This is a genomic window from Psychromonas sp. KJ10-5 (assembly GCF_055808325.1).
On the sequence record NZ_CM147864.1, the window covers coordinates 2,171,256 to 2,193,840 of the forward strand.

Below are 22,585 nucleotides of genomic sequence, written 5' to 3' on the forward strand. Positions count from 1 at the left end.
TTTAAAATGAAACGATTAACGGTGGTCTACACGCTTAACAAGATAATCACCTAGAGACTGAATCAGTTGTACTAGGATCACCAGAATAACGATAGTAATCATCATCACAGTGGCATCAAAACGTTGGTAGCCATAACGAATACCAACATCACCAAGACCACCACCACCAACGGTCCCTGCCATCGCTGAGTAACCTACTAAAGTCACTAATGTAATGGTTGCCGCATTGATAATGCCGGGTAATGCCTCTGGTAATAATACTTTCTTAATGATTTGTAGTGGCTTAGCTCCCATCGCTTGTGCGGCTTCAACTAATCCAGCTGGAACCTCTAATAACGCACCTTCAACAAGACGTGCGATAAATGGAATCGCACCAATGGTTAGAGGCACAATTGCAGCTGCAGTCCCAATTGACGAGCCAACAATAAAGCGAGTCACTGGAATTAAAGCAACCAGCAAAATAATAAATGGGATTGAACGGCCGATATTCACCACAACACCTAATATTTTGTTCAAGCTAGTGCTTTCTAATAAACCATTCTTTTTACTTAGGTGTAATAACACACCCAGAGGAATACCGACCACAAAACCGATAAAACCAGACGTAAACACCATGATTAATGTTTCCCACAATGAACTAACTAATAGCTCAATTAGGCGTGTGTTTTCAGCCCACCAAGTAACCACTGCATTAAATGACATAGCCAAGCACCTCTAGTTCAATTTTTTGTTGTTTTAAATACTCAATGGCTTTTTCTGCACATTCATCTGGGCCAATAAATTCAGCTAACATCAAGCCAAACTTAACACCACCTACATAATCCATATTAGAACTTAAGATACTGATATCAATATTAAATTCACGAGCTACATGACTAATTACTGGCGCATCAACAGAGGCACCAGTGAACTCTAAACGAATTAAAGGGTAACTGTTTTCAACACGTGTACTGTGCAAACGCTCTTGGTAATCAGCTGGGATTGATAAGTCTAATGTTGAGCGAATAAACTCACGCGCTAGCTCTGTTTTAGGGTGAGCAAAAATGTCTCCCACCAACCCATTCTCAACTAACTTCCCTCCACCGATAATAGCCACTTCCTGACAAATACCTTTTACTACCGCCATTTCATGGGTAATTAAAAGAATAGTCAGATTCAACTCTTTATTAATCTTACGAAGTAACTCTAAGATAGAGATAGTCGTCGCAGGATCTAATGCACTAGTTGCTTCATCACATAATAATACTTTAGGATCCGACGCTAATGCCCGCGCAATTGCCACACGCTGTTTTTGTCCACCACTCAAGTTTGCTGGGTAAACATCGCGCTTTTCAGCTAAGCCAACTAACGCTAATAGCTCTTCAACTTTACTTTTTATCTCGCTTTTACTAACGCCAGCAAGCTCTAAAGGTAAGGCGACATTATTAAAAACCGTGCGTGATGATAATAGGTTAAAGTGTTGGAAGATCATTCCAATTTTACGACGAGTATTAGTTAACTCTTGATCTGATAATTTGGTTAAGTCGACACCGTCGAGCAACACTTCACCAGAGCTTGGACGTTCTAATAAGTTAACACAACGTATTAATGTACTTTTGCCCGCGCCAGATGAACCGATCACACCAAAAATACTACCTTGTTCTATGGTTAGGTTAATATCGGAAAGCGCGTTAATCGCCTTATCTCCCTGATAAAACACCTTGTTTACATCTTTTATTTCTATCATCAGATTTCCTGAAATTTAAATACTGGTTACATATTAGGCATCATAGAAAATCTGTGAGCTAAGTTGTAATAATGGATGCATACTAAGCCATCTAGACGTCTAAATCAATTAATTAAAATAAACAAATTTGATTTACATTAATTGATAGAGCAAAAAACTTAGTTTGATGATTTTCACTAGGCAAAAAAAACATCACTCTAAGGTGATGCTTTAAAAGTAAGGTTAAAAAGTCGTTATTTTTTTAAAGGGAGTAAAATCTAATCCTAATAGACCTAATGCAAAAATAGCAGCCCTCGCTGCTGCTGATACATCAATAATTGATAAGTGAACCTCTGCGACTGCTTAGCTAGTTGCAGAGTTTGTCCACCGTTCGTCCTGTTAATTCGGACACTCACTAATGGTAATAACATAAAAAATAGGCATTAAGGACAAATTATATCTTTAAACCTTTATGAATAGAGTTATTGAATATTATCAAGGCTTTCTGTTATTTTTTAGCAGGTCCGGTTGGCGCTTCTTGAACACTGATATAACCATCTTTATTAGTGTCTAAATAATTAAACTGAGTTCGATTGCCATGGAACTCATCGCTAGACACTCTATTGTCGCCATTTTTATCTAAGCGTTTAATAAAGCGATTATGTTGAGATGATTGCTTCTGTTGCCCATGGGTTTCGTTATCACTTTTAGTAAAAGCTAGGTGAGTCTTTGTATCTGTAGTTTGCTCGGTATCCTTCACGCCTCCTCGCACGCTTCGGACATAGTTATAAACTCTGATCATATCCCCCTGCGGACCTCTAGACATTGCCTTACCAGTCTTAGGGTCGCTACGCTGCGCGCCAGCACCATGTACGTCCATCACCGTGCCACGCATTTCACCTAACCCTTTACCAAAGGCAACATAAGCAGCACTACTCTCCGGTATAGGGCCATCTAAGTGAGTCGTTGAACTCCAAAAGTAAGGATAATCTTTATGACCACTTTCATCTTTTATAATTGTCGTTTCAAAGATTGTATCAATCGCAGCAGAATCAGTCGTTTCTGGTGAGCGAGTATAATCGACAATACTTTGTAACTCCTTCGCATTAGGTAGTCTCCAATCATCATGCCCCCCTAACTGAAGTTGGGCTGAATAATCTAACGCTTGCTGCCAGTTCATTGCTTGTTGACTATCCTGCTTTTGCCAAGTTAATCCAGTTGCATGATCGGTGACAGTGCCATCACCATTGTCCGTAAAATTATTTTTACCGTAAGCAACATTCCCTCTCACAAATCTAAAGTACATTTTATTTGCTTGATGGGTACGTGGATTATATTTGGGATACCCTTTGATTCTTCCATCGACAAAATTAACACCAAAAATGGTTTCATCATTATTCATAGTTTTGGCTACATACTCAGTGCTACTCCAAACTTGCGCGTCAATTTCACGCTCACCTAAGTTTGTATCTCCTAAGGGTTGCTTAAAGTAATTTGTGTCGATAAAAGGCGTGATAGCTTTTTGCCCTTTTACAGAGCCAGTGAATTGAATTAAGGAATACAACTCTTTGATGTTAGCAATACGCCAATCAGAATAACCGCCTAATCTAAACTGCTTCACTTTTTGTAAGGCTTCTTGATAGGTTAATTTTTCGGTCAGCCCCTGTTGCCATTGCAATCCAGTGATATTGTCTTGAATTGTGCCATCATGATTATCGGTATAGGAAGGCTGATTAATCACATATTGCCCATCTTGACCAAAAAAGGCTTCTTCCACAGTAGGCTCTTTAATCACTTTTTTATCACTGTAAAATGCGACTTGGCCAGTATCAACCACAGGATAAGTGAGATTGTTTGAGACTGTTTTATTTACTTGATTCACTACCATCAAATCCTCACCAAAAATAACTGGCCCTTGATAGTTTTTTCGGATCTGCTTTAGGCTTTCTTTAGTATCAACCTCTCCCTTAAGAAAGTGTGTATAAACGAGTTGTTTAACGCCAGCTTGGGAAGCTAACAAACTAGAATCATTTAAGTCTAAATGCGCACGTTTAGTGGCTTGTTTATGCTTACTTGGATTAGTTTTTTGTTTTTTAGGTTGCATATTTGACATCACCATGCCGCCAGAGTCGATAATCATATAATCGGCATTTTTCGCAAACTTAGGTAATGCTTTTGAATAGGTTAAATCTCCAGTGACCACTATAGATTGTCGGTCATAATCAAAACGATACGCAAGGGTCGCAATAGTATGTGGCACTGCGAGTGTAGACACATTAATCGCACCAATTTTAAACTGCTCTCCACCTTTTAACTCACTAAGGTGAATTGCTTTTTTACGCTGATCAAAGTTTCTATTGGTTCTCCCTAGACGATAACTAATATCTTCTTGATAAAGGTTTAAGTTCGCTTCTGTAAAGTGTGTTGTATTCTCTGGTCCTACGATATCAAAGTCATGATTAGACATTAATAGACCAATCAATAAAGGAGCAAACTCTTCATTATGATCTAAATGATGATGGGTTAATAATAAGCTTGATAAGCTAGCAATCGGTACACCTAGTTTATGCAGATTAGCTTGTGTTCCATTCCCCATATCCACCAGAATGTTAGTTTCACCATTACTAATAAGCACACTTGCACTCGCTCTTTTCTCATTATAAATAGGTGAACCAGACCCAATAATGGTAGCTGTTAAGGTTTGTGACGCTTGTGTAGGGAAGGCCAGAAGAGCACTTAAGATTAGGCAGTTGCTCAGTATTATTTTTATCATATTGGTCACCCACTTTGGTTAAAAAAAGGCCAATATAAAATAACAATGTGCAAGAATAATGAAGAATTTATAATAATACCTATCACATTCATTAATGTGACAAGTATAACAGAAAAGCTTTTAAGTGAAGGTGTTAGCAGCCACTCCCTTAAAATAAATTAAGAATGTGGCCGCTTAATATGACCAGTTATAGGTGAAAAATTAAACTTTAAATTTATTGAGTTGCTCAGATTGTGCTTGCACCTGTTTATGCATTAGGCTTGCTTGTTTTGCTTGCTCGTGTGCACCTTCAGCAACATCTTGACTGATATCACGAATGTTAGTGGTATTTCGATTTATCTCTTCAGCTGTCGCAGACTGCTCTTCTGCAGCGGAAGCTATCTGGATATTCATATCCGTAATTTCAACGATCGCATTGCGAATAACTTCTAATGACTCATTAGCTTTAGCCGCTTCTTTTGAGGTCATCGTTGCCGCCTCTCTGCTCTCTTTAATTTTACTTTCGGCTTTATGAACACCTGTTTGTAGTTGCTCAATCGTTGATTTTATTTCACTGGTTGATTCCTGCGTACGTGATGCTAAAGAGCGTACTTCATCGGCCACAACAGCAAACCCTCGTCCAGACTCCCCGGCTCTTGCGGCTTCAATGGCTGCATTTAATGCTAACAAGTTAGTTTGATCGGCAATTTCAGTAATCACCGATAAAATAGACTCGATGTTATTACTAAAGTGCGTCAACTCAACCACAGATTCAACTGCTATTTCCAGGTGTTGTGCAAGCTCATTAATTGATTCGGTTGTATTAGAGACCACCATCACACCATTTTGTGTTTCTTGATCTGCGGCACTTGCAGATTGCGCAGCTACTTGTGCATTATTTGCTACTTCAGTGGAACTAGAAGCCATCTCATTCATTGCAGTGGCAAGTTGGTCTAACTCGGAAAGTTGTAATTGTAGTTCACGTGATGCTTTACCCGACTTTTCTGTCACCACATTAGCACTGGTTCCAGTGTCTTCAGCTAATGCTTTTACATTAATAATAATACCCTGCAGATTATCTACAAATTGGTTAAATTGTCTTGCTACTTCGGCAAATTCATCACGTGAAATGATCGGTAAGCGTTTACTTAAATCACCATTACCACTATTAATATCCAATAATGATTGAGTTAATAAAGCAATCGGTTTCAAAATAAACTTCATTGCATAGCTGAATACTAGAATACCAATGACTAAACTAATTAATGCACCAATAAATGAGCTAACACCAATATGATCTGCTTCAGCCATGACGATATCAGCATCAACAACTACGCCTATATACCAGTCTACTCCACGTAGCCCGGTTAAAGGTGTAAAACTAACCCAGGTTGATTTACCATTTACTTCCACTTCTTGAATATCTTTAGTAAATGACAAGGATTGCCCAGCAAACAGTTCACTATAATTATGACCATTATTATCTTCATTAGGGTGACTGATGATATTACCGTTTTTAGCCATTAAGAAAGCATAACCAGCATGATTAAAGTTTAAAGTATTAAGCGATTCAGAGACTGTTTTTAAACTTAAATCACCACCAAATGCCCCTTTAAATTGACCTTGGTCAGTTAAGTTTGCAACCACTGAAATGAGTATCTCATTAGTTGTGAAGTCTATGTAAGGTTCAGTAATAACTGCTTTATTGGCACGCTTTGCTAAACTGTACCAAGGGCGACTTCTTGCATCCCACCCATCAGGGTTCCATGATGCATCATTACTAATTGGCTTTCCATTTGTCTCTAACCCACCAAAAACTAATAAAAAGTTATCTTTTAATACTTGAACATCAAAAGTATCTTGAATTCGCTGATCGTTAAAGTCACCATCTACTATTTGTGCCGTACTATCAATTAGCTCCAATTTGCCTGTTAACCAGTTAGTAATTTGTTGTGCTAATGCATCACTAGACTCTTTAATAGCACTGCTCGAATGGCTTTGAATTGTGCTTTTTACACTTTGATATTGAAACCAAGATAAAATGGTGATGGTGAGTGCTAATACTATTGATGAGACAAGTATGACTTTCCCTGATACTTTCATATATGACCTTTATTAATTATAAGTAGATAAATAACTGAATACTCATTATTTATGTCCTGTATGTGTGAAAAAACACAACATTAAAACCAAGACGTAAACTGTATCGGCCAAAAGATAAATAACTTAACTTATTTTTATCAACTTTATGAAAGTCATCGCTTTAAGGTGTCGATGATGAACAAAGAAGGTCTGCATCTGAGAGAGTTGATTAGTGATTATCCATTGATCAAAATGAATGACCACCAATCATTAATTGAGGGCGAATTTACAAAGGATTAAACATCAGCAATGGTTAGCACAATTTTACCAACATGCTGTTTGGCTAAAAAGACTTCCTGCGCAGTGGCGATAGATTGCAACGGGAAAGTTTGCGCAATAACAGGTTTAATTTTACCTTGTTCAATGCAGTGTACTAAGTTTTGAAAGACCTCTGGCTCAAGTATAGTACAACCAAAAAAGCTTAAATCTTTAAGGTAAAGTGTGCGAACATCTAACTCCACCAGCGCCCCACCAATTGCTCCCGAAACAGCATAGCGCCCTTTGGGTTTTAATAAGGTTAAAAATTGTGGCCACATATCACCAGCCACCAAGTCCACTACCACATCAACACTATTTTCACCCAATGCCTCTACCATATCAGCATCTCTAGATAACACCTGGTCTGCACCTAGATCTAATAGTTGTTGGTTTTTACTTGGGCTAGTAATAGCAATAACATAAGCACCACGTGCTTTAGCTAATTGCACCGCTGCCGAACCAACACCGCCAGATGCGCCAGAGATTAACACACGATCTTGCTGCTTAACTTGCGCTCGTGTCAGCATATTTTCAGCCGTAGAATAGGAACATGGAAAAGAAGCTAACTCCACATCGGTTAAGGTGCTGTTAATCGCATAAGCATGTTTTTCTGCAACAAGGGCATATTCCGCAAAACCGCCATCACACTCAGAGCCAAAGTAGTAAGCATTTTCAAGGGGCTTTCCATTTAATTCATTTAAACAAGGTTCAATTAATACACGCTCACCAATACGCTTCTCACTAACCTGCTCACCCACGGCCACAATCGTACCGCATACATCTGCACCTTGAATACGAGGAAAAACTAAAGCAGCACCGGACCAACTTGCATCATCGCTATCACTATCGCCTTTTGAATACCAAGCGGTACGCGTATTGATATCGGTATTATTAACTCCCGCAGCAGTTACCTTGATCAATACATCACGAGGACCGGGGGTTGGCGTTGTTATCTCGTGGTTAATTTGTAACATTTCAGGGCCACCATGCCCTATTAATTGCATACCTTTCATGGTTTTTCGAATAGTAGACATAGATTATTCATCCCCTAATAGTTGTAATAAAGTTTGTTGAGCAGCGCTTACTGCACTTTTTCCTAATAAAGGCCAAGCACTGGACACCCCTTCATGTAATAAAAATAGTGCCATTGATGATTCTTCTCGCAGACTTTGTTTTCCTAAAAAAATGCGCACATCTTGCTTATGCTGTTGCACCGCAGCAGTAACTAAGCTGTTATCAGGAAAAGCAGCAATGGCATTCATGGATAAACAGCCATGTGGTGCATATTCATGCATCCATAGCTCTAACTGCTTAAAGATATGCACGGCACATTGAGTGCCTGGCTCAGGCGCGTTTTCAAGCAAAAATGCAAGGTAACGCTGATGGCGGTATTCAAGTGCCGCTACAATCATGGTTTCTTTCGATGGAAAGTATTTGTACAAGGTTCTCAAACTCACCTCGCACTCATTTTTTAGCTGGGCAACACTGGGTTTTGCAAAACCATGTTGACTAAAAGCTGTTTCAAGACGTGCAGCAATTTGTTGTTTTAACATTACAGATCCAAGTAGAGTGTTTATTCTACCGACAAGGTAGAGTAAACACTCTACCTTGTCAATAACCATCAAAAAAACAATAAACAGGAAAATCGATAACTATCATTTAAGAAATGTATAAGTAGGTGGACTGTATTTAAGTATGATCAGTATTTACTGCGAGGGTAGCAAACAAGATTTTGCTATTATGAGTATTCATTAGCATGACCAGAATGAATATAAAGGCATGTTTGTCTAGAAAAATTAACAAAGGAAAGTGGTGATGAAGTCTGTCTCTATTAACTCTATTTCTCAATTACATGATTACTTGCAATTACCTAGACCTAGTCACCCACTTATCTCCGTGTACCCCCATAATGCGCTACAGGGTAAGATTAAAAGTGGTGTGCAATATACTTTTGGTCTGTATCAAGTGTCATTAAAAGATGGCTTACAATGTGTAATGGGTTATGGACGTAGTCATTATGATTTCGATGATGGCTCTATGGTATTTATGTCTCCAGGGCAATCAGCTTCTGTTGACAATGTTCAATCAAACACCAGTACAAAAGGTTGGACCATTGCTTTCCACCCTGACTTTATTAAACAAGGCGTACTCGGCAAAAACATCAACCAATATCACTTTTTTGAATACGCTTGTAATGAGTCTTTACACTTGTCTGAAAAAGAGTGCCAAGTGGTCACTGATATTTCAAAAGAGATTGAATATGAATTATCACAAAGTATGGATCGCCACACCCAAACATTATTGCAGTCTAGACTCGCCTTGTTATTCAATTACTGCGTGCGATTTTATGACCGACAATTTTATGTTCGAGCCGACCTTAACCAAAGCTATGTTGATCGATTTGAACAACTATTGATAGATTATTACCGTAGTGACAAACCATTAGAGCAAGGTATTCCTTCGGTTCAATACTGCGGTAAAGCATTAGCCTTATCTCCCTATTATCTTTGAAGCGCGAGACAGGTAAGAGTGCATTAGAGTACATCCATCTATTTTTAATCGACAGAGCTAAAACGCTGATCTCAGAATACACTTTATCCATTACACAAATATCCTATGAACTTGGTTTTGAGTATCCACAGCACTTCTCAAAATTATTTAAAGCTAAAACGGGCATGAATCCCAGTGCTTACAGAGGAACAGGATCGTCAACTAAGCCTAACTACATCAACTAAGAGAACCCATGCTGAACAATAAACAAAAGATCATTGCTGCCACACTTATTTTTGCGATTATCAGCCTAACCACAGGTTGTGTGGTATTTAATAGTAAACCCTCGGTTTCCTTAGATCAGTCGGAACAATACTACCCATATATTCAGCCGACTTTTAATCAATACTTGGCAGAGACTAAGACTTGGTTAATGGCACATCGACAGTTTATTAATGCTGACCATACAGAAGAACTAGCAATGAATATGCCTTTTCAGCTGTTTCCTGAACAAGCTACAGATAAAGCTATCTTATTAGTACATGGTTTAGGAGATTCACCTTATAGCTTCTCCGATTTAGCCGTTACATTGCAGTCTCAGGGGTTCTATGTACAAACCTTGTTATTACCAGGACACGGCAGTAAAGCCGACGACCTGAAGCTAGCCACTTATGCTGATTGGCAACAGATTGTTGACCATTATGTTGAGCTGCTTAAACAAGATTATAAACAGGTCTGGTTAGGTGGTTTCTCTACCGGTGCGAATCTAGTGACTGTAAACGCAATAGACCATGGTGGTATTGCAGGTTTATTGTTGTTTTCTCCCGGTTTTGAATCACATATGCCAATTTTAGAAAGGCTAACACCACTTTTAGCCACTGTATTTGATGGTTGGGAAGGGATAGAAGATAATTATGTAAAATATAACTCTGCTCCCACATTAGCTGGAGCCGCTTATGCAGATAGTGCGGTAGTGACAAGAGATAAAATAGACCACAACAATATAACCATTCCTACTTTAGTGGTGGTCAGTGAAGCTGATAGTGTGATCAACTCTGAAGCAACTGAAGAACGCTTTCACGACTCTTTTACTAACCCTAAGAACCAGTTAATTTGGTATGGGGATAAACAACAAGCTACTGACAATGTCAGTGTATTTCCGATGCATTTAGATCAATATAAAATAAGTACCGCTTCGCATATGAGTCCGATATTTGCCCCTGATAACCCCTATTATGGTCAATATGGCGAGAAAATAATTTGTGAAAATAGCTTTGATAACCAAGCCATCGAAGCCTGTAAAAGTGGCGCTGAAGTATGGTTTTCTGCTTGGGGTTACTCACAAGCAGATAGAATTTATGCACGCTTAACCTGGAACCCTTATTACAAAGAATTAACGGAATCGATTAAACAGATTACAGATTCAATTACTCCCTAAAATAACGATATTAATAAGGCATTAGACTATTTATTCTTAAAGCCAGTTGATATTTTCTTTGTTAGACTCTGTGTCCTTAACTTTAATAAGAGGCGCAGGAATGTCCAATATTGATGAATATGATGTAAAGATATTAACCTTATTACAGGAAAATGGACGCCTCACTAATCAAGAGCTCAGTGACTTAGTTGGTTTATCTCCATCACAATGTTCACGTCGTCGTATCAGTCTGGAGCAACAACAACTTATTTTGGGCTACCACGCTCGCCTCGCACCAAAAGCATTAAAACAAGAGATGCAGGCAATGGTAGAAGTTAAACTCATTAACCATGAAAATGAAAATGCACAAGACTTTCACCAATTTATTGTGAATGAACCGAGTATAATCGATGCCTATAAAACCACTGGTGATGCAGACTATTCACTTAAAATGGTAGTTTCCGATCTAGACAGTTTGAATGCGTTACTTTCACGAGTATTCCAAACCAAACTCATTTCACATATCAAAACGTCTCTCGTACTTGAACGAATCAAAGAAAGTGGCATTAAAACGGTAAACTGAAATAACAATACAATGAGGTGGAGGGCTTTATATAATATCAACCAAAATAGAAAAGCCTGTAAATCTCCGTTCAACTTTAGAACAGAAAAAATGGATTTCATTACCACCTTAGACCGCTAAGTAACACAACTAATCTTTAAACCTTTTTCTTCTAACTCTCACGAAAATAGCAATGACATAGCAGATAAAAGCGACATCTCAAACGTGCACCAAAATAGACAAAAACGCACCAAAAATACACAATGAAAACAAAATAAAACAACTTATTGCACAATATAATCACCATGGTATAAAGCATGCACGACTAATGCAAAATACAATAGGACTGCAAAGGATGTCAGATACTGGACTAGTAGATAACATACAGAAAATAACAACTGGGCATCGTTGGTTTGAAGATGCGATGGCTATATTAATTGGAACTAGTTTGGTCTCATTTGGTGTTTTATTTCTAAAACATGCAGGATTACTCACAGGCGGAACAGCAGGACTATCACTATTAATTCATTACAAACTTGATCTCAATTTTGGTGTTATTTTCTTTTTCATTAATCTCCCTTTTTATTATTTAGCGCTACATCGTATGGGGAGAATGTTTACCCTAAAAACCTTTATTGCAGTGCTACTAGTTTCTATATTCAGCTCCTTACACGACCAATTCATTAGCATTGAAGCACTTAACCCTATTTATGCTGCTATTTTTGGCGGCTTTATTTTTGGTGTAGGTTTTATCGTATTATTTCGCCACAAAGCCAGTTTAGGTGGTTTTAATATTCTCGCGCTGTATTTACAAGATAAGTTTGCAGTCAAAGCTGGCTGGCTATTGATGGGAGCAGACCTGACAATCATGTTAATTTCTTTATCTATTGTCTCGCTATATCAATTAGTTTTGTCTATTTTCTGCGGTATTGTACTTAACTTAATCATTGCACTTAATCATCGTAAAGACAGGTATACAGTATAATAAAGGCAACCAAACTGATTGAATTGATCAGTTTGGTTGTATTTTGATAGTCATATCTAGAAAAATAAATGGTTTGGTTTTTATTGCTGTACTGGGTGATCTCCGTGCAACAAACGTTTAGCCGCAATAACTACATCAACGATTGAGTAGATCAACATGATCATCGAAGAGATCGGGACACAGGAGTAGAGGATCCATTGCTTAATTTGGAAGGCAGTGGTCACTTGATTTGTTCTTAAAGTTAACTTAAGCGAATACCAAAATAAGATAGCCATAAAAGTCGCAGAAATAAGTAATATCAGTAACTTATATAAATTTTGTAAGCGTATACTATTAATACGCGGCGTTATCCAGTCCCCTACTGAAAAGTGTAACTTGGCACACCACAAAGCTGCCGCACCATAAAAAACCAGTGCAGCAAAACTCAATTCAATAATCTCATCAAACCAATAAAAAGAGTTAATAGTGATTACACTCTGAATAAAGTTGGCAGTTCCCTCCCAGCCATTCACTAGCAAAAATTGAATTAAGTCGTTAATTAAACGTAACGAAATATTCGCAATCAATAAAAGAGCGAGAATTGAAAACATAGTAATAGCAATATAGCGTAGTATTCTTTGCACCCAAATATCAATGCTTTGCAATAATCCCACCATCACATTTCCCCCATAATAAGATTAGGTAAAAACAAAGAAATACTCGGCACAAATGCAATTAACACAGTGATAAGAAATATCATCAATAAATATGGCCATACCCTTTTAGCTAAGGCAGGCATGCCGACTTTTGCAAAGCTATCAACGGCAAATAAACACATGCCTACTGGCGGTGTTAAGTTACCAATCATAATCAATAACACCATCACGACACCGAAGTTAACCAAGTCAATGTCAAACATGGTGGCAATCGGCATAAACAGCGGTAAGGTAATTAAAAAGATAGCATTACCCTCTAAAAATAACCCCATAGTGAGCACTATGCCTATCACAATCCACATCACTATCGATTGTGTTGCTCCAAATCCGACTAAGGTTTCAATGACGCTATCTGGAATTTTTTGATGGATAATCAACCATCCAAAAAAGTTAGCCGAGGCGATAATAAATAACAAACTAACTGATTGAGTAATGGATTTATAAATTATGCCCGGTAATGCTTTTAGCTTTAAATCTCTGTAATAGAAACCCAATAATGCTGCGTATACACAAACGACTACGGATGCTTCAGTGGGTGTAAAAAAGCCACTCATAATGCCGCCAACAATAATAACCGGTGCCATCAATGGCCAAAAAGCACCATTAAACGATGATAAACGATCTCTGAATGTGGCTTTAGTATCTGCACAGGGATAGTTTTTACGTTTTGCTAAGATACTTAACGCAACCATCATTCCTAACGCCATCAACACACCAGGTATAAAACCAGCTAAGAATAAGCGAGCCACTGACACACTGGTAATTGAACCGTATAAAACGAAGGGAATGCTAGGCGGTATAACAGGACCAATAACAGAGGAAGCAGCGACAAGTGTTGCCGAGTCTGCAGGCTCATAACCTTGGTCAACCATAGCTTTATGCTCTATTTGCCCTAAGCCAGCTGCATCAGCTACAGCAGAGCCCGACATGCCAGAGAAAATGACACTCGCCACAATATTAACTTGGCCAATACCGCCAGATATGTGGCCAACCATGGTTTGTGCAAACCGGAAAATACGATCGGTAATGCCTCCTGTATTCATTAAATTGCCAGCTAAAATAAAAAATGGGATGGCTAATAATGTAAAGCCCGTTGTGCCGTAATACATGCGATGAGGTAACATAGCTAATAGCCGCACATCGCCAAGGCCAACAAAAAAAATGACCGATGTTAACCCAATGGCCACCACCACAGGAACATTAATCAACAGTAGGAAAATTAAAAGCCCGAATATCGCTAAGGTCAACATACAAGGTTACCTGTTCGTCATATCTAATGCATTTAAAACAACTATAATTCAGCCAACACTCACTAAATATGACTGGTATTAATGAAGCTAGCCAAATTTGTTATAGATCTTTTAATGAGAGATTGATTTCAAACTATAAACTGCTTCTGGATGCATTAGTAAAATTGAAATATTTCGCCTTTATTCAAGACGAAATAAATAGGGTTTAGCATTTATAATGTTGATTATTTAAGAGACTCAGCCATCTCAATCCATTTATCAAAATTAGCGGCACCTACTTTCTTTTTAATTTGTTCATAGGCTGGCCCCATCATTGCTTGGAAAGGTGCAAGATCAGGCTCATCAATTACAATACCTTTAGCGCGCATATCTGCGATTTGTTTTAATTCTTCCTCTCTCATTAACTTACGCATTAATAAACGGGCTGAATCAGACTCCTCACTGATAATCTTACGTTGCTCATCATTTAAGCGATCCCAAGCATCTTTAGAAACAACATGAACCATTGAGCTATAAAGGTAATTAAGAATTGAAATATATTTCTGAGATTCATACAGTTTTAAACTATAAATAACCCCAATTGGATTCTCCTGACCATCAACCACACCTTGGCGCATCGCCATCACCAACTCACTGAATGAAATAGTTTGCACATTTGCTCCTATCGCCTGCATTGCAGCTTGATAAGTCATAGCAGGAGGTGTTCGAATCTTTAACCCTTTGACATCTGCAGGGGATAAAATAGGACGCACTGAGTTAGTCAATTGACGAAATCCCCAATCCCAACTGGATAAATAAACCAAGCCAATTTTATCTAACTCAGGTGTAGCCCACTCTTTAAAAGGGCCATCTAGAACTCTATCCGCATGCTCAGCATTAGTTAATGAAAAAGGAATACTCACGGTATCAAATAATGGAACATGTTTTGCCAATTGATCCTGTCCTGATAGACTCATATCAACAACCCCCATTATTACTTGTTCTAGCACTTCTGGCGGGCTACCCAAAGCATTATTAGGGTAAATTTCAACTTCAACTTCGCCATTTGTACGAGCCTCAACCTGCTTTGCAAATTGCATCGCTGCTATGTGTGAAGGATGGTTTTCAGCACCAAAGTGACCAAGCTTAAATTCGACTGCAGCATACGCAGAGGATGCCCACGCTAAGCACAATGCTGAAGCCAAGCTCTTTTTAAAATTAAAACCCATAATTAACTCCTAATATAATCAGTTATCTTTCTTTATCTGAATGTTTATATTGTTAAAACACTCTCCACACAGTCCTCTTTCTTTTGCAGAAGTAGCACTTTGTATTTCTCGGTTACCGCTTATTCAGTAAAACTGAGTAAAAACGATATGTATCAATGAACACCAATACCTTTGAAATAGATGGTCAGTATTCACTAAAAATAATTGACGACTTCCATGTACAAATAACTTACGAAGCAGATAAATTTCAAAATATTAATAAAGTTAATAAAACGATCACTTTGGTAAAAATAAAAAAGTGACTCAGGCCCTCTCAATAGAATAACTACTTTCAATACGAGCAAATAAAATATGAATGCAATCCACTTGATTGATATTTAAAAGTTATTTGAACAACCTTAAATGACACTTTGTATTACAATAATATAACAATAAAAAAGCATAAAAAACTCAAGGCCCGCTCTAATTTTTTGTTTGATTTTTGTACAATTAGGTGAGTGAGCGCTCAGTAAAGAGCTAAAGTAGATAAATAGGGATGTAGAAGATGCTAGATGTTTACGCTAAAACTGAACATACCATTTAAATAAAATGACGATTAATGGAGTTTAGATAAGAGGTTTTCAAAGCTGTGATCAAACTGTAATAACTGAGTAAGTATTTATAAAAGGTTCTACTATTTATGTTTAAAAATCGTTTACCTTAATAACTCTTAGTTGGTTATCCTTTAGAAACTGATTTCTTTATTCTGTTTGTTACTAATAACAGTTAAGAACATGATTTAACGGATTTTAATTTAACAATAAGGTAACACGTTATCTCTTATTTTCCAGTTTCTTATTCACTCTCTCACTGTGACTTCACAGGATATGATAGTTGGGCTTCCCATCAATATATCGGCCTTGTAGAGAGAAAACCACAAACTAGAGGCGCATGATGTGATGAGTGTGACACTATCGTTCAATCCCTTTCCCCTATCTTAAAAGGCATACAACTAAAAAACGAGAGGACACGATTGATACAATTAACTATTTTAAAAGCACACTATTTTATTATTTTTCTAAAAAAAGAAAAAACAACTACGTGATCAAAAAAAGATCATAACAAAAGAAGGGAATCGATTTCTTTAATAGATCGACGTTCAAACCTATATGCCTATCATGCACCTCTCATAACATAAGAGAATTGAAGCCTTTTACCACTTATGCAGAACATTACTTTTCACTTTCTATGTCTGATGCCCCGGCAGAGCCAACTGGAATAAGACACTCCTGTGGGAGCGAAATAGAAGCAAGTATTCACGATCGATTTAACCTCAACTATAACTATAAACCAAGAGTCATTGAGTTTGATGAGCAAGGTATAGTAATTAATCAAGACTCATAGTAGAAAAAATAATCTTTAAGAAGTTAAGAAGTGATTGACCTGATTTATTGTGGATTAAGTGATGCACTTTAATATTAAAAACAGGTTATAAAAAAACGGCTCTATTAGATAGAGCCGTTCGTCAGATATATAATAGTGCTATTAGATTATACGTTTGTTTTACGTCTGTAAGCAAAAGCAATAAGTGCAAAACCTAATACAAATAACATGCTTGGTTCAGGAACAGAGGCTGTACCACTCCAAATCACACCAGTGTTACCATTAGCGCTATTAGTTACAGCGAAAGTTAGTTTGTTATCTGCAGTGATTAATGTTGTTAGTGAGCTATCGAAAATGTCATAAACATTTTTCCAAGCTTTTTCAATATCAGTTTGTGTAGAGTCAAAGATAACATCTGAACCGATTGAGACAATCAGCTCGTCATCATAAGAAACGAATAACGATGTTAGGTTGTAATTATCAACAGTAACAAGATCTAGCTCATAAAAACTATACTCACTACCATCAACATTCCAAGCATCACTTGGTTGAATCCATGTTGCACCATCTAAATCAGTACCAGTTGGATCAATCCAATTATGATCATCATCAGTAAGTGTTGTTGTTGGACTAGTGCTACTAGAGCCATCGTCTACACTTGAGTAAAAAGAGATAGCCGAAGCATATGTACTTGACAGTAAAATGATAGCTGTCAGTGCTGTTTTGAATAAATTCATATTATTTCCTTAATGTTATGAATAGCTATTTACATCCTAACAAAGCACTAAACATGCCAAAAATATAAACTATTGTTTTAAAATACTTTTTTATCATTTTTTTATTTTTAAATATCATTAGTGTTAAAAAATCCGACAACCATTATCTTTTAATAAACTTTTACTAACTTAAATCAAATATAGATAGAGGCTAATAGCAAAACAGGTATTGGATAAAAACAGAATGTTCATTATTCAGAAACAAAAAAGCCCCAACTATTGTTGAGGCTTTCTTTGAATATGGTGCCCGAGGACGGACTTGAACCGTCACTCCTCTCGGAAACGGATTTTGAATCCGTCGCGTCTACCAATTTCACCACTCGGGCTGAGTGGAAAGGATTATACCTACAGGACAATGACAAACAAGCATTTTGTTTACAATCCTGCGTAAGCGATTAAAAACCGTTCAATCTTTATGAATAATAAATAAAATGCCAAGTTATTAGCCATTTGCTACACTGTTTTTTCACATATTTGAGGGATTATCATGGCCAAACAGAATAAAAAAAAGAATCAAGCGCTCGACTTAGCGGAGCAATATCAAGGCTGCAAACGCGCCTCTTTTTGGAGACGCTTAGGAGCTTATATTATTGATCTTTTTACAATAGGATTCGTCATTGCCTTTGCCACGGCACTGGCATTATTGGTAGTGAATATTGTAGCGAAGTTGGGTGGTATTGATTTAAGTTTATATCAAGATAGCAGCGATTATTTAGGTCATAGCATGTGGTTTTTAGCCTATATCTCATTACTTATTATTGCTTTCTTCATTTATTTTTGGAGCTGTTCAGGACAGACTATTGGCATGAAACTGGTTCAATTGAGAGTACAAAATAGTGATGGTAGTAATATAAGCATGACGCAAGCTGCGATTCGCTTAGCCACCTCTGCTTTTGGTTTAGGTAGTTTTATGGCGTTACTTAAAGATCGCAATGCTTTTCAAGATTTATGGGCTGAGTGTGAAGTCGTGGTATTACCAAAATCTTTAAACACCTGGGCTCTATTTAAAAAGGTAGAAGGAAAAGAAAAGTAAGAAATATTATTACTTACTCAGTTAAAGCTCCATTTAACTGAGTAAGTAAATTATCATTCCATTCTTTAAGTTTGCTTTCTTAACTGATACATAGCAATTACTAACACTAATATACTAGGCAATAAAGCACCTAAAATCGGCGGTAAGCCAAATACTAAACTAGCGGGACCAAATAACTCTCCAGATACATGGAAAGTAAAGCCACTGGCTATACCAAAAATAAGACGTGTACCCATGGGGACTGATCTTAAACCACCAAATATAAATGAAACCGATAGCAACATCATAACGACCACGGTGAAAGGCAATACCGCTTTACGCCATAGTATTAACCAATAACTGCTCGCATCTTGGTCATTACTTTCCAAATAAGTAATGTAGTCATAGATATCACGCATCGACATCTTATCTGGTTCACTGATAATGACTTCTAGTTTTTTCGGTGTTAATTCAGTTTCCCATACGTAATCAGGGAAATTTTCAACCCGCGTTTCACCATCGTAAAAACTGGTTTGACTCACCTCTTGTAATAACCAAGACCCTTCTTGGTAAGTTGCTTGCTTAGCAACCATTGCTCGACTCAAGGTTAGGTCTTTAGCAAAAAAGTATAGCTGTACATTATACAATTCTGCTTTGCTGTTCATTCTGCCAATACTCACAAATGAGTTGGCATCTTTTGCCCAAACACCATATTTGTTATCAACTCGTTCAGTCCCCTTACGAAGCTGATCGCGCATGAAATAAGCTTCTTTATCTGTTTGCGGGGCAACAAACTCACCTAGTAACATAACAGCAATAACCATTGGAATAGCAGTTTTTAATACGGCCGTCGCGATTCTAAATTTAGACATACCCGCCGCTTGCATAACCACTAACTCACTACTGCTAGCTAACGAGCCTAATCCAATTAAAGCACCGATTAAGGCTGCCATCGGGAAGAATAATGCTATCTCAACCGGCATTTTTAAAAGTACAAAATAGGCCGCAGATAATACTGTGTAAGCACCAGTTCCGACACTCTTCATCTGCTCAACAAATTTAATAATGCTACTTAAACCAATCAGTACGAATAAGCTTAAAAACGTTGCCGCAAAGATTGTGCGACCAATGTATCTATCTATAATCCCCATTTACTTCCCCAACTTAGGCGTCAATTTTTTTCTACGACTAAAATTTAGCTTACCGATTGTTTGTAAATGTAAAACAATACCCACAATAAAAAACAATATCTGTCCTGCCCACATACCAATAGCAGGAATGGCACCGTCTTCTATTAAACTTTTAGATGCACTCAATAATAAGAAAAAGCTAAGGTATAAAGCTAAGGCAGGCAATAATTTCGCGTAACGCCCCTGACGTGGATTGACTCTAGCTAATGGTACGGCCATAAACGTGATCAATAAAATAGAAACAGGAATAGCAATACGCCATTGCAACTCAGCTTGGTATTTAGGGTTATCTACACCAATCAATTTTGATGTGGGTAAAGCCTCTACGTCACGAGATTTGTTCTCTACGGTAGAGTTGGCAATATGTACTTGGTATGTTGAAAACTTTGAGTTTTCGAATTCATTTTCACCCACAACCCCTGCATAGCGTTGGCCATTTTCTAAGGTTAACCAGGTCCCATCTTTTTTCTCAGCCACATTACCACTTTTTGCGGTGATCACGGAAGGAGAAACCCCTCCTTCTTTTGGCCAATGTGCAGCAAATACGTTTTGTAAATTTTGCCCCTCTACATATTTTTCTACGTAGACCACACCGCCATTCCCAGAAGCTTTATGGAAACGCCCTTCAATTAGCGTTGCTGTACCCGCATTTGCTTCGGCTTGCTCAATAATAGACATCATCTTATCTTCCGCACTCGGCGCAAGGAATAAACTATTAAAACAGGCAAAGGTAAAGGTTAATAAGGATAGTGTTAAGGTTGCCTTAAGTACTTTATTAGGGCTATAACCACATGAGGTTAACGCCACCATTTCACTCTCACTGTGTAATCGACCATGTGCAAAAAGGATTGCTAAATAAAAACTAATAGGCAACATTAAGATGCCTAAAGTCGGCAAATTTAGAAACAAAATAGTTAATACTAAGTCAGCAGGTATCACGCCATTAATAGCTTGAGCAAGAATAGTGATGAATTTTTGGCTAACAAAGATGAGGATTAAAACAAAGAGAATGCCAACTTGGCTTTTAAATGTTTCTAACATTAAATAACGAAGAATTATCAAGCTGATCTCCAATGTAAAATAAGAATGCTACAAAAGCGGTAAAATAGTGGATTAAGAGAGCAATTGCGGTAAAATTGCTATTTTAGTAAGTTTATATTACGTTTCAAGATCCACAAGAGCTAATGATAACTGCATTTTTATAAAAATAGCACAGTTAATCTTAATATAATCGTTTTAAGGATACATATGGAATTTCTAGTTAAAAGTGGTAGCCCGGAAAAGCAACGTAGCGCCTGTATTGTTGTAGGTGTTTTTGAACCTCGCCGTCTATCCCATGCAGCCGAAGTATTAGATGAAATCAGTGAAGGTTATTTAAGTGCTTTATTACGTCGCGGTGATATTGAAGGTAAAGTAGGCCAAGTTTTATTTTTACACCACGTGCCAAACGTACTGAGTGAGCGTGTATTATTAGTTGGCTGTGGTAAAGAACGCGAATTAACTGAAAAACAGTACAAGCAAATCATTGAAAAAACCATTACTACCTTAAATGACACGGGTGCGTTAGAAGCAATCTGTTTCTTATCTGAATTACATATCAAAGGCCGCGATAGCTACTGGGCAGTTCGTCAAGCAGTTGAAGCAACACAAGATAGCTTATATAACTTTGACCAGTTTAAAACTAATAAAGACAACACACGTCGTCCTTTACGTAAACTAACCTTCAATGTACCAAGTCGTAAAGAATTAGCACGTGCTGAATTAGCATTACAACATGGTATTGCAGTCTCTGCAGGTATGAAGCTTTGTAAAGATCTAGCTAACATGCCACCAAATATTTGTACTCCGTTATACCTAAGCCAACAGGCACAAGAGTTAGGTCAGCGTTTTGATAAAATCACCACTGAGATTATTGATACGCCGCAAATGCAAGCACTAGGTATGAATAGTTACCTAGCCGTTGCACAAGGTTCAGCGAACCCAGCTTACATGTCGATCATGAACTATAAAGGTGGTCCAAGCGATCAAAAACCTATTGTATTAGTGGGTAAAGGCTTAACCTTTGACTCAGGTGGTATCTCATTAAAACCAGGTGCAGGCATGGATGAAATGAAATATGATATGGGTGGTGCTGCTTCGGTGTTTGGTACTATGCAAGCGATTGCTGAATTAGACTTAAAAATCAATGTTATTGGTTTGGTCGCAGCTGCTGAAAACATGCCATCAAGCAAAGCTTATCGTCCAGGTGATATTCTAACCACTATGTCAGGGCAAACGGTTGAAGTATTAAATACCGATGCAGAAGGCCGTCTAGTATTATGTGATGCACTAACTTATGTAGAACGTTTCGAACCTGAATGTGTAGTAGATATGGCAACCTTAACCGGCGCTTGTATTATTGCTCTAGGTCATAATATCAGTGCATTAATGAGTCCGCACAAAGGCTTAACACATGAACTGTTAGGCGCATCAAACCAAACCGGTGATAAAGCATGGCAATTACCAATGGATGATGATTTCCAGAAGCAATTAGACAGCCCATTTGCTGATATGGCGAATATCGGTGGTCGTCCAGCGGGTTCAATCACTGCCGCTTGCTTCTTATCTCGCTTCACTAAAGCTTACACATGGGCGCATTTAGATATTGCTGGTACAGCATGGCGTTCAGGCACAAACAAAGGTGCAACAGGACGCCCTGTTCCGTTATTAACTCAGTTTGTGATTAACCGCAGTGAGCAAGAACTAACGGATATAGAAGCGTAAATGTACCAAGTTAAGCAA

General features: G+C 37.8%; 19 protein-coding genes and 1 tRNA gene. 7 read left to right on the forward strand and 13 right to left on the reverse strand.

Annotated elements, in window-relative coordinates:
- Positions 1–15: 15 nt before the first annotated feature.
- The 6 genes from AC0L3W_RS09595 to AC0L3W_RS09620 form a co-directional block, all read right to left on the reverse strand.
- The gene (locus AC0L3W_RS09595) at positions 16–702 is read right to left on the reverse strand and encodes a methionine ABC transporter permease (RefSeq protein WP_113819748.1); all 687 of its coding nucleotides are present in this window, start codon (positions 700–702) and stop codon (positions 16–18) included.
- Positions 692–1,726: a methionine ABC transporter ATP-binding protein MetN gene (gene metN / locus AC0L3W_RS09600; RefSeq protein WP_290040500.1), complete on the reverse strand. Its 1,035-nt coding sequence runs from the start codon at positions 1,724–1,726 to the stop codon at positions 692–694. The genes AC0L3W_RS09595 and metN overlap by 11 nt, the downstream gene beginning before the upstream one ends.
- A 487-nt stretch (positions 1,727–2,213) precedes the next feature.
- A complete protein-coding gene (locus tag AC0L3W_RS09605) occupies positions 2,214–4,478 on the reverse strand; it encodes an Lcl domain-containing protein (RefSeq protein WP_409439040.1) in 2,265 nt (754 codons plus the stop codon).
- Between the two features lie 201 nt (positions 4,479–4,679).
- On the reverse strand, positions 4,680–6,560 hold the full coding sequence (locus AC0L3W_RS09610) for a methyl-accepting chemotaxis protein (protein ID WP_409439039.1): 1,881 nt from the start codon (positions 6,558–6,560) through the stop codon (positions 4,680–4,682).
- A 275-nt stretch (positions 6,561–6,835) separates the two neighbouring features.
- On the reverse strand, positions 6,836–7,891 hold the full coding sequence (locus tag AC0L3W_RS09615; RefSeq protein ID WP_409439038.1) for an alcohol dehydrogenase family protein: 1,056 nt from the start codon (positions 7,889–7,891) through the stop codon (positions 6,836–6,838).
- A 3-nt stretch (positions 7,892–7,894) separates the two neighbouring features.
- Entirely contained in the window at positions 7,895–8,410 is a 516-nt protein-coding gene (locus tag AC0L3W_RS09620; RefSeq protein WP_409439037.1) for a TetR/AcrR family transcriptional regulator, read from the reverse strand.
- Positions 8,411–8,672: 262 nt separating this feature from the next.
- Between AC0L3W_RS09620 and AC0L3W_RS09625 the strand changes: the two genes are divergently transcribed.
- The 5 genes from AC0L3W_RS09625 to AC0L3W_RS09645 all read left to right on the forward strand — a co-directional run bounded on the left by AC0L3W_RS09625 (position 8,673) and on the right by AC0L3W_RS09645 (position 12,311).
- Positions 8,673–9,368 carry a hypothetical protein gene (locus tag AC0L3W_RS09625; RefSeq protein ID WP_409439036.1) on the forward strand — a complete coding sequence of 232 codons (696 nt, stop codon included), beginning with the start codon at positions 8,673–8,675 and terminating at the stop codon, positions 9,366–9,368.
- Positions 9,365–9,592, forward strand: a complete 228-nt coding sequence (locus tag AC0L3W_RS09630) for a helix-turn-helix domain-containing protein (protein WP_409439035.1) — start codon at positions 9,365–9,367, stop codon at positions 9,590–9,592. The genes AC0L3W_RS09625 and AC0L3W_RS09630 overlap by 4 nt, the downstream gene beginning before the upstream one ends.
- Before the next feature lie 8 nt (positions 9,593–9,600).
- Entirely contained in the window at positions 9,601–10,785 is a 1,185-nt protein-coding gene (locus AC0L3W_RS09635; RefSeq protein ID WP_409439034.1) for an alpha/beta hydrolase, read from the forward strand.
- A gap of 100 nt (positions 10,786–10,885) precedes the next feature.
- Complete coding sequence (locus AC0L3W_RS09640; RefSeq protein ID WP_409439033.1) at positions 10,886–11,347, forward strand: Lrp/AsnC family transcriptional regulator; 462 nt, start codon at positions 10,886–10,888, stop codon at positions 11,345–11,347.
- Between the two features lie 334 nt (positions 11,348–11,681).
- On the forward strand, positions 11,682–12,311 hold the full coding sequence (locus AC0L3W_RS09645) for a YitT family protein (protein WP_290040508.1): 630 nt from the start codon (positions 11,682–11,684) through the stop codon (positions 12,309–12,311).
- A gap of 80 nt (positions 12,312–12,391) precedes the next feature.
- Here the strand turns inward: AC0L3W_RS09645 and AC0L3W_RS09650 are convergent, their stop codons facing one another.
- The 5 genes from AC0L3W_RS09650 to AC0L3W_RS09670 all read right to left on the reverse strand — a co-directional run bounded on the left by AC0L3W_RS09650 (position 12,392) and on the right by AC0L3W_RS09670 (position 17,928).
- Positions 12,392–12,967 carry a TRAP transporter small permease gene (locus AC0L3W_RS09650; RefSeq protein ID WP_409439032.1) on the reverse strand — a complete coding sequence of 192 codons (576 nt, stop codon included), beginning with the start codon at positions 12,965–12,967 and terminating at the stop codon, positions 12,392–12,394.
- Positions 12,967–14,256, reverse strand: a complete 1,290-nt coding sequence (locus tag AC0L3W_RS09655; protein WP_409439031.1) for a TRAP transporter large permease — start codon at positions 14,254–14,256, stop codon at positions 12,967–12,969. Before AC0L3W_RS09655 ends, AC0L3W_RS09650 begins: the two co-directional genes overlap by 1 nt.
- Before the next feature lie 224 nt (positions 14,257–14,480).
- Entirely contained in the window at positions 14,481–15,464 is a 984-nt protein-coding gene (locus tag AC0L3W_RS09660) for a TRAP transporter substrate-binding protein (protein WP_409439030.1), read from the reverse strand.
- Positions 15,465–16,993: 1,529 nt separating this feature from the next.
- Positions 16,994–17,563: a PEP-CTERM sorting domain-containing protein gene (locus tag AC0L3W_RS09665; protein ID WP_290040513.1), complete on the reverse strand. Its 570-nt coding sequence runs from the start codon at positions 17,561–17,563 to the stop codon at positions 16,994–16,996.
- A 280-nt stretch (positions 17,564–17,843) separates the two neighbouring features.
- Positions 17,844–17,928, reverse strand: a tRNA-Leu gene (locus AC0L3W_RS09670).
- A gap of 161 nt (positions 17,929–18,089) precedes the next feature.
- On the opposite strand from AC0L3W_RS09670, the gene AC0L3W_RS09675 reads away from it, so the two are divergent.
- The gene (locus AC0L3W_RS09675; RefSeq protein ID WP_409439029.1) at positions 18,090–18,635 is read left to right on the forward strand and encodes an RDD family protein; all 546 of its coding nucleotides are present in this window, start codon (positions 18,090–18,092) and stop codon (positions 18,633–18,635) included.
- A gap of 65 nt (positions 18,636–18,700) precedes the next feature.
- Here AC0L3W_RS09675 and lptG read toward each other — a convergent pair whose 3' ends face one another.
- Positions 18,701–19,765 (reverse strand): LPS export ABC transporter permease LptG, encoded by a 1,065-nt coding sequence (gene lptG / locus AC0L3W_RS09680; protein WP_290040515.1) that lies wholly within the window; start codon positions 19,763–19,765, stop codon positions 18,701–18,703.
- The gene (lptF, locus tag AC0L3W_RS09685; RefSeq protein WP_409439028.1) at positions 19,766–20,866 is read right to left on the reverse strand and encodes an LPS export ABC transporter permease LptF; all 1,101 of its coding nucleotides are present in this window, start codon (positions 20,864–20,866) and stop codon (positions 19,766–19,768) included.
- 186 nt (positions 20,867–21,052) lie between these two features.
- Here lptF and pepA point away from each other — a divergent pair, with 186 nt between their 5' ends.
- On the forward strand, positions 21,053–22,567 hold the full coding sequence (gene pepA, locus AC0L3W_RS09690; RefSeq protein WP_409439027.1) for a leucyl aminopeptidase: 1,515 nt from the start codon (positions 21,053–21,055) through the stop codon (positions 22,565–22,567).
- Positions 22,568–22,585 lie beyond the last annotated feature (18 nt).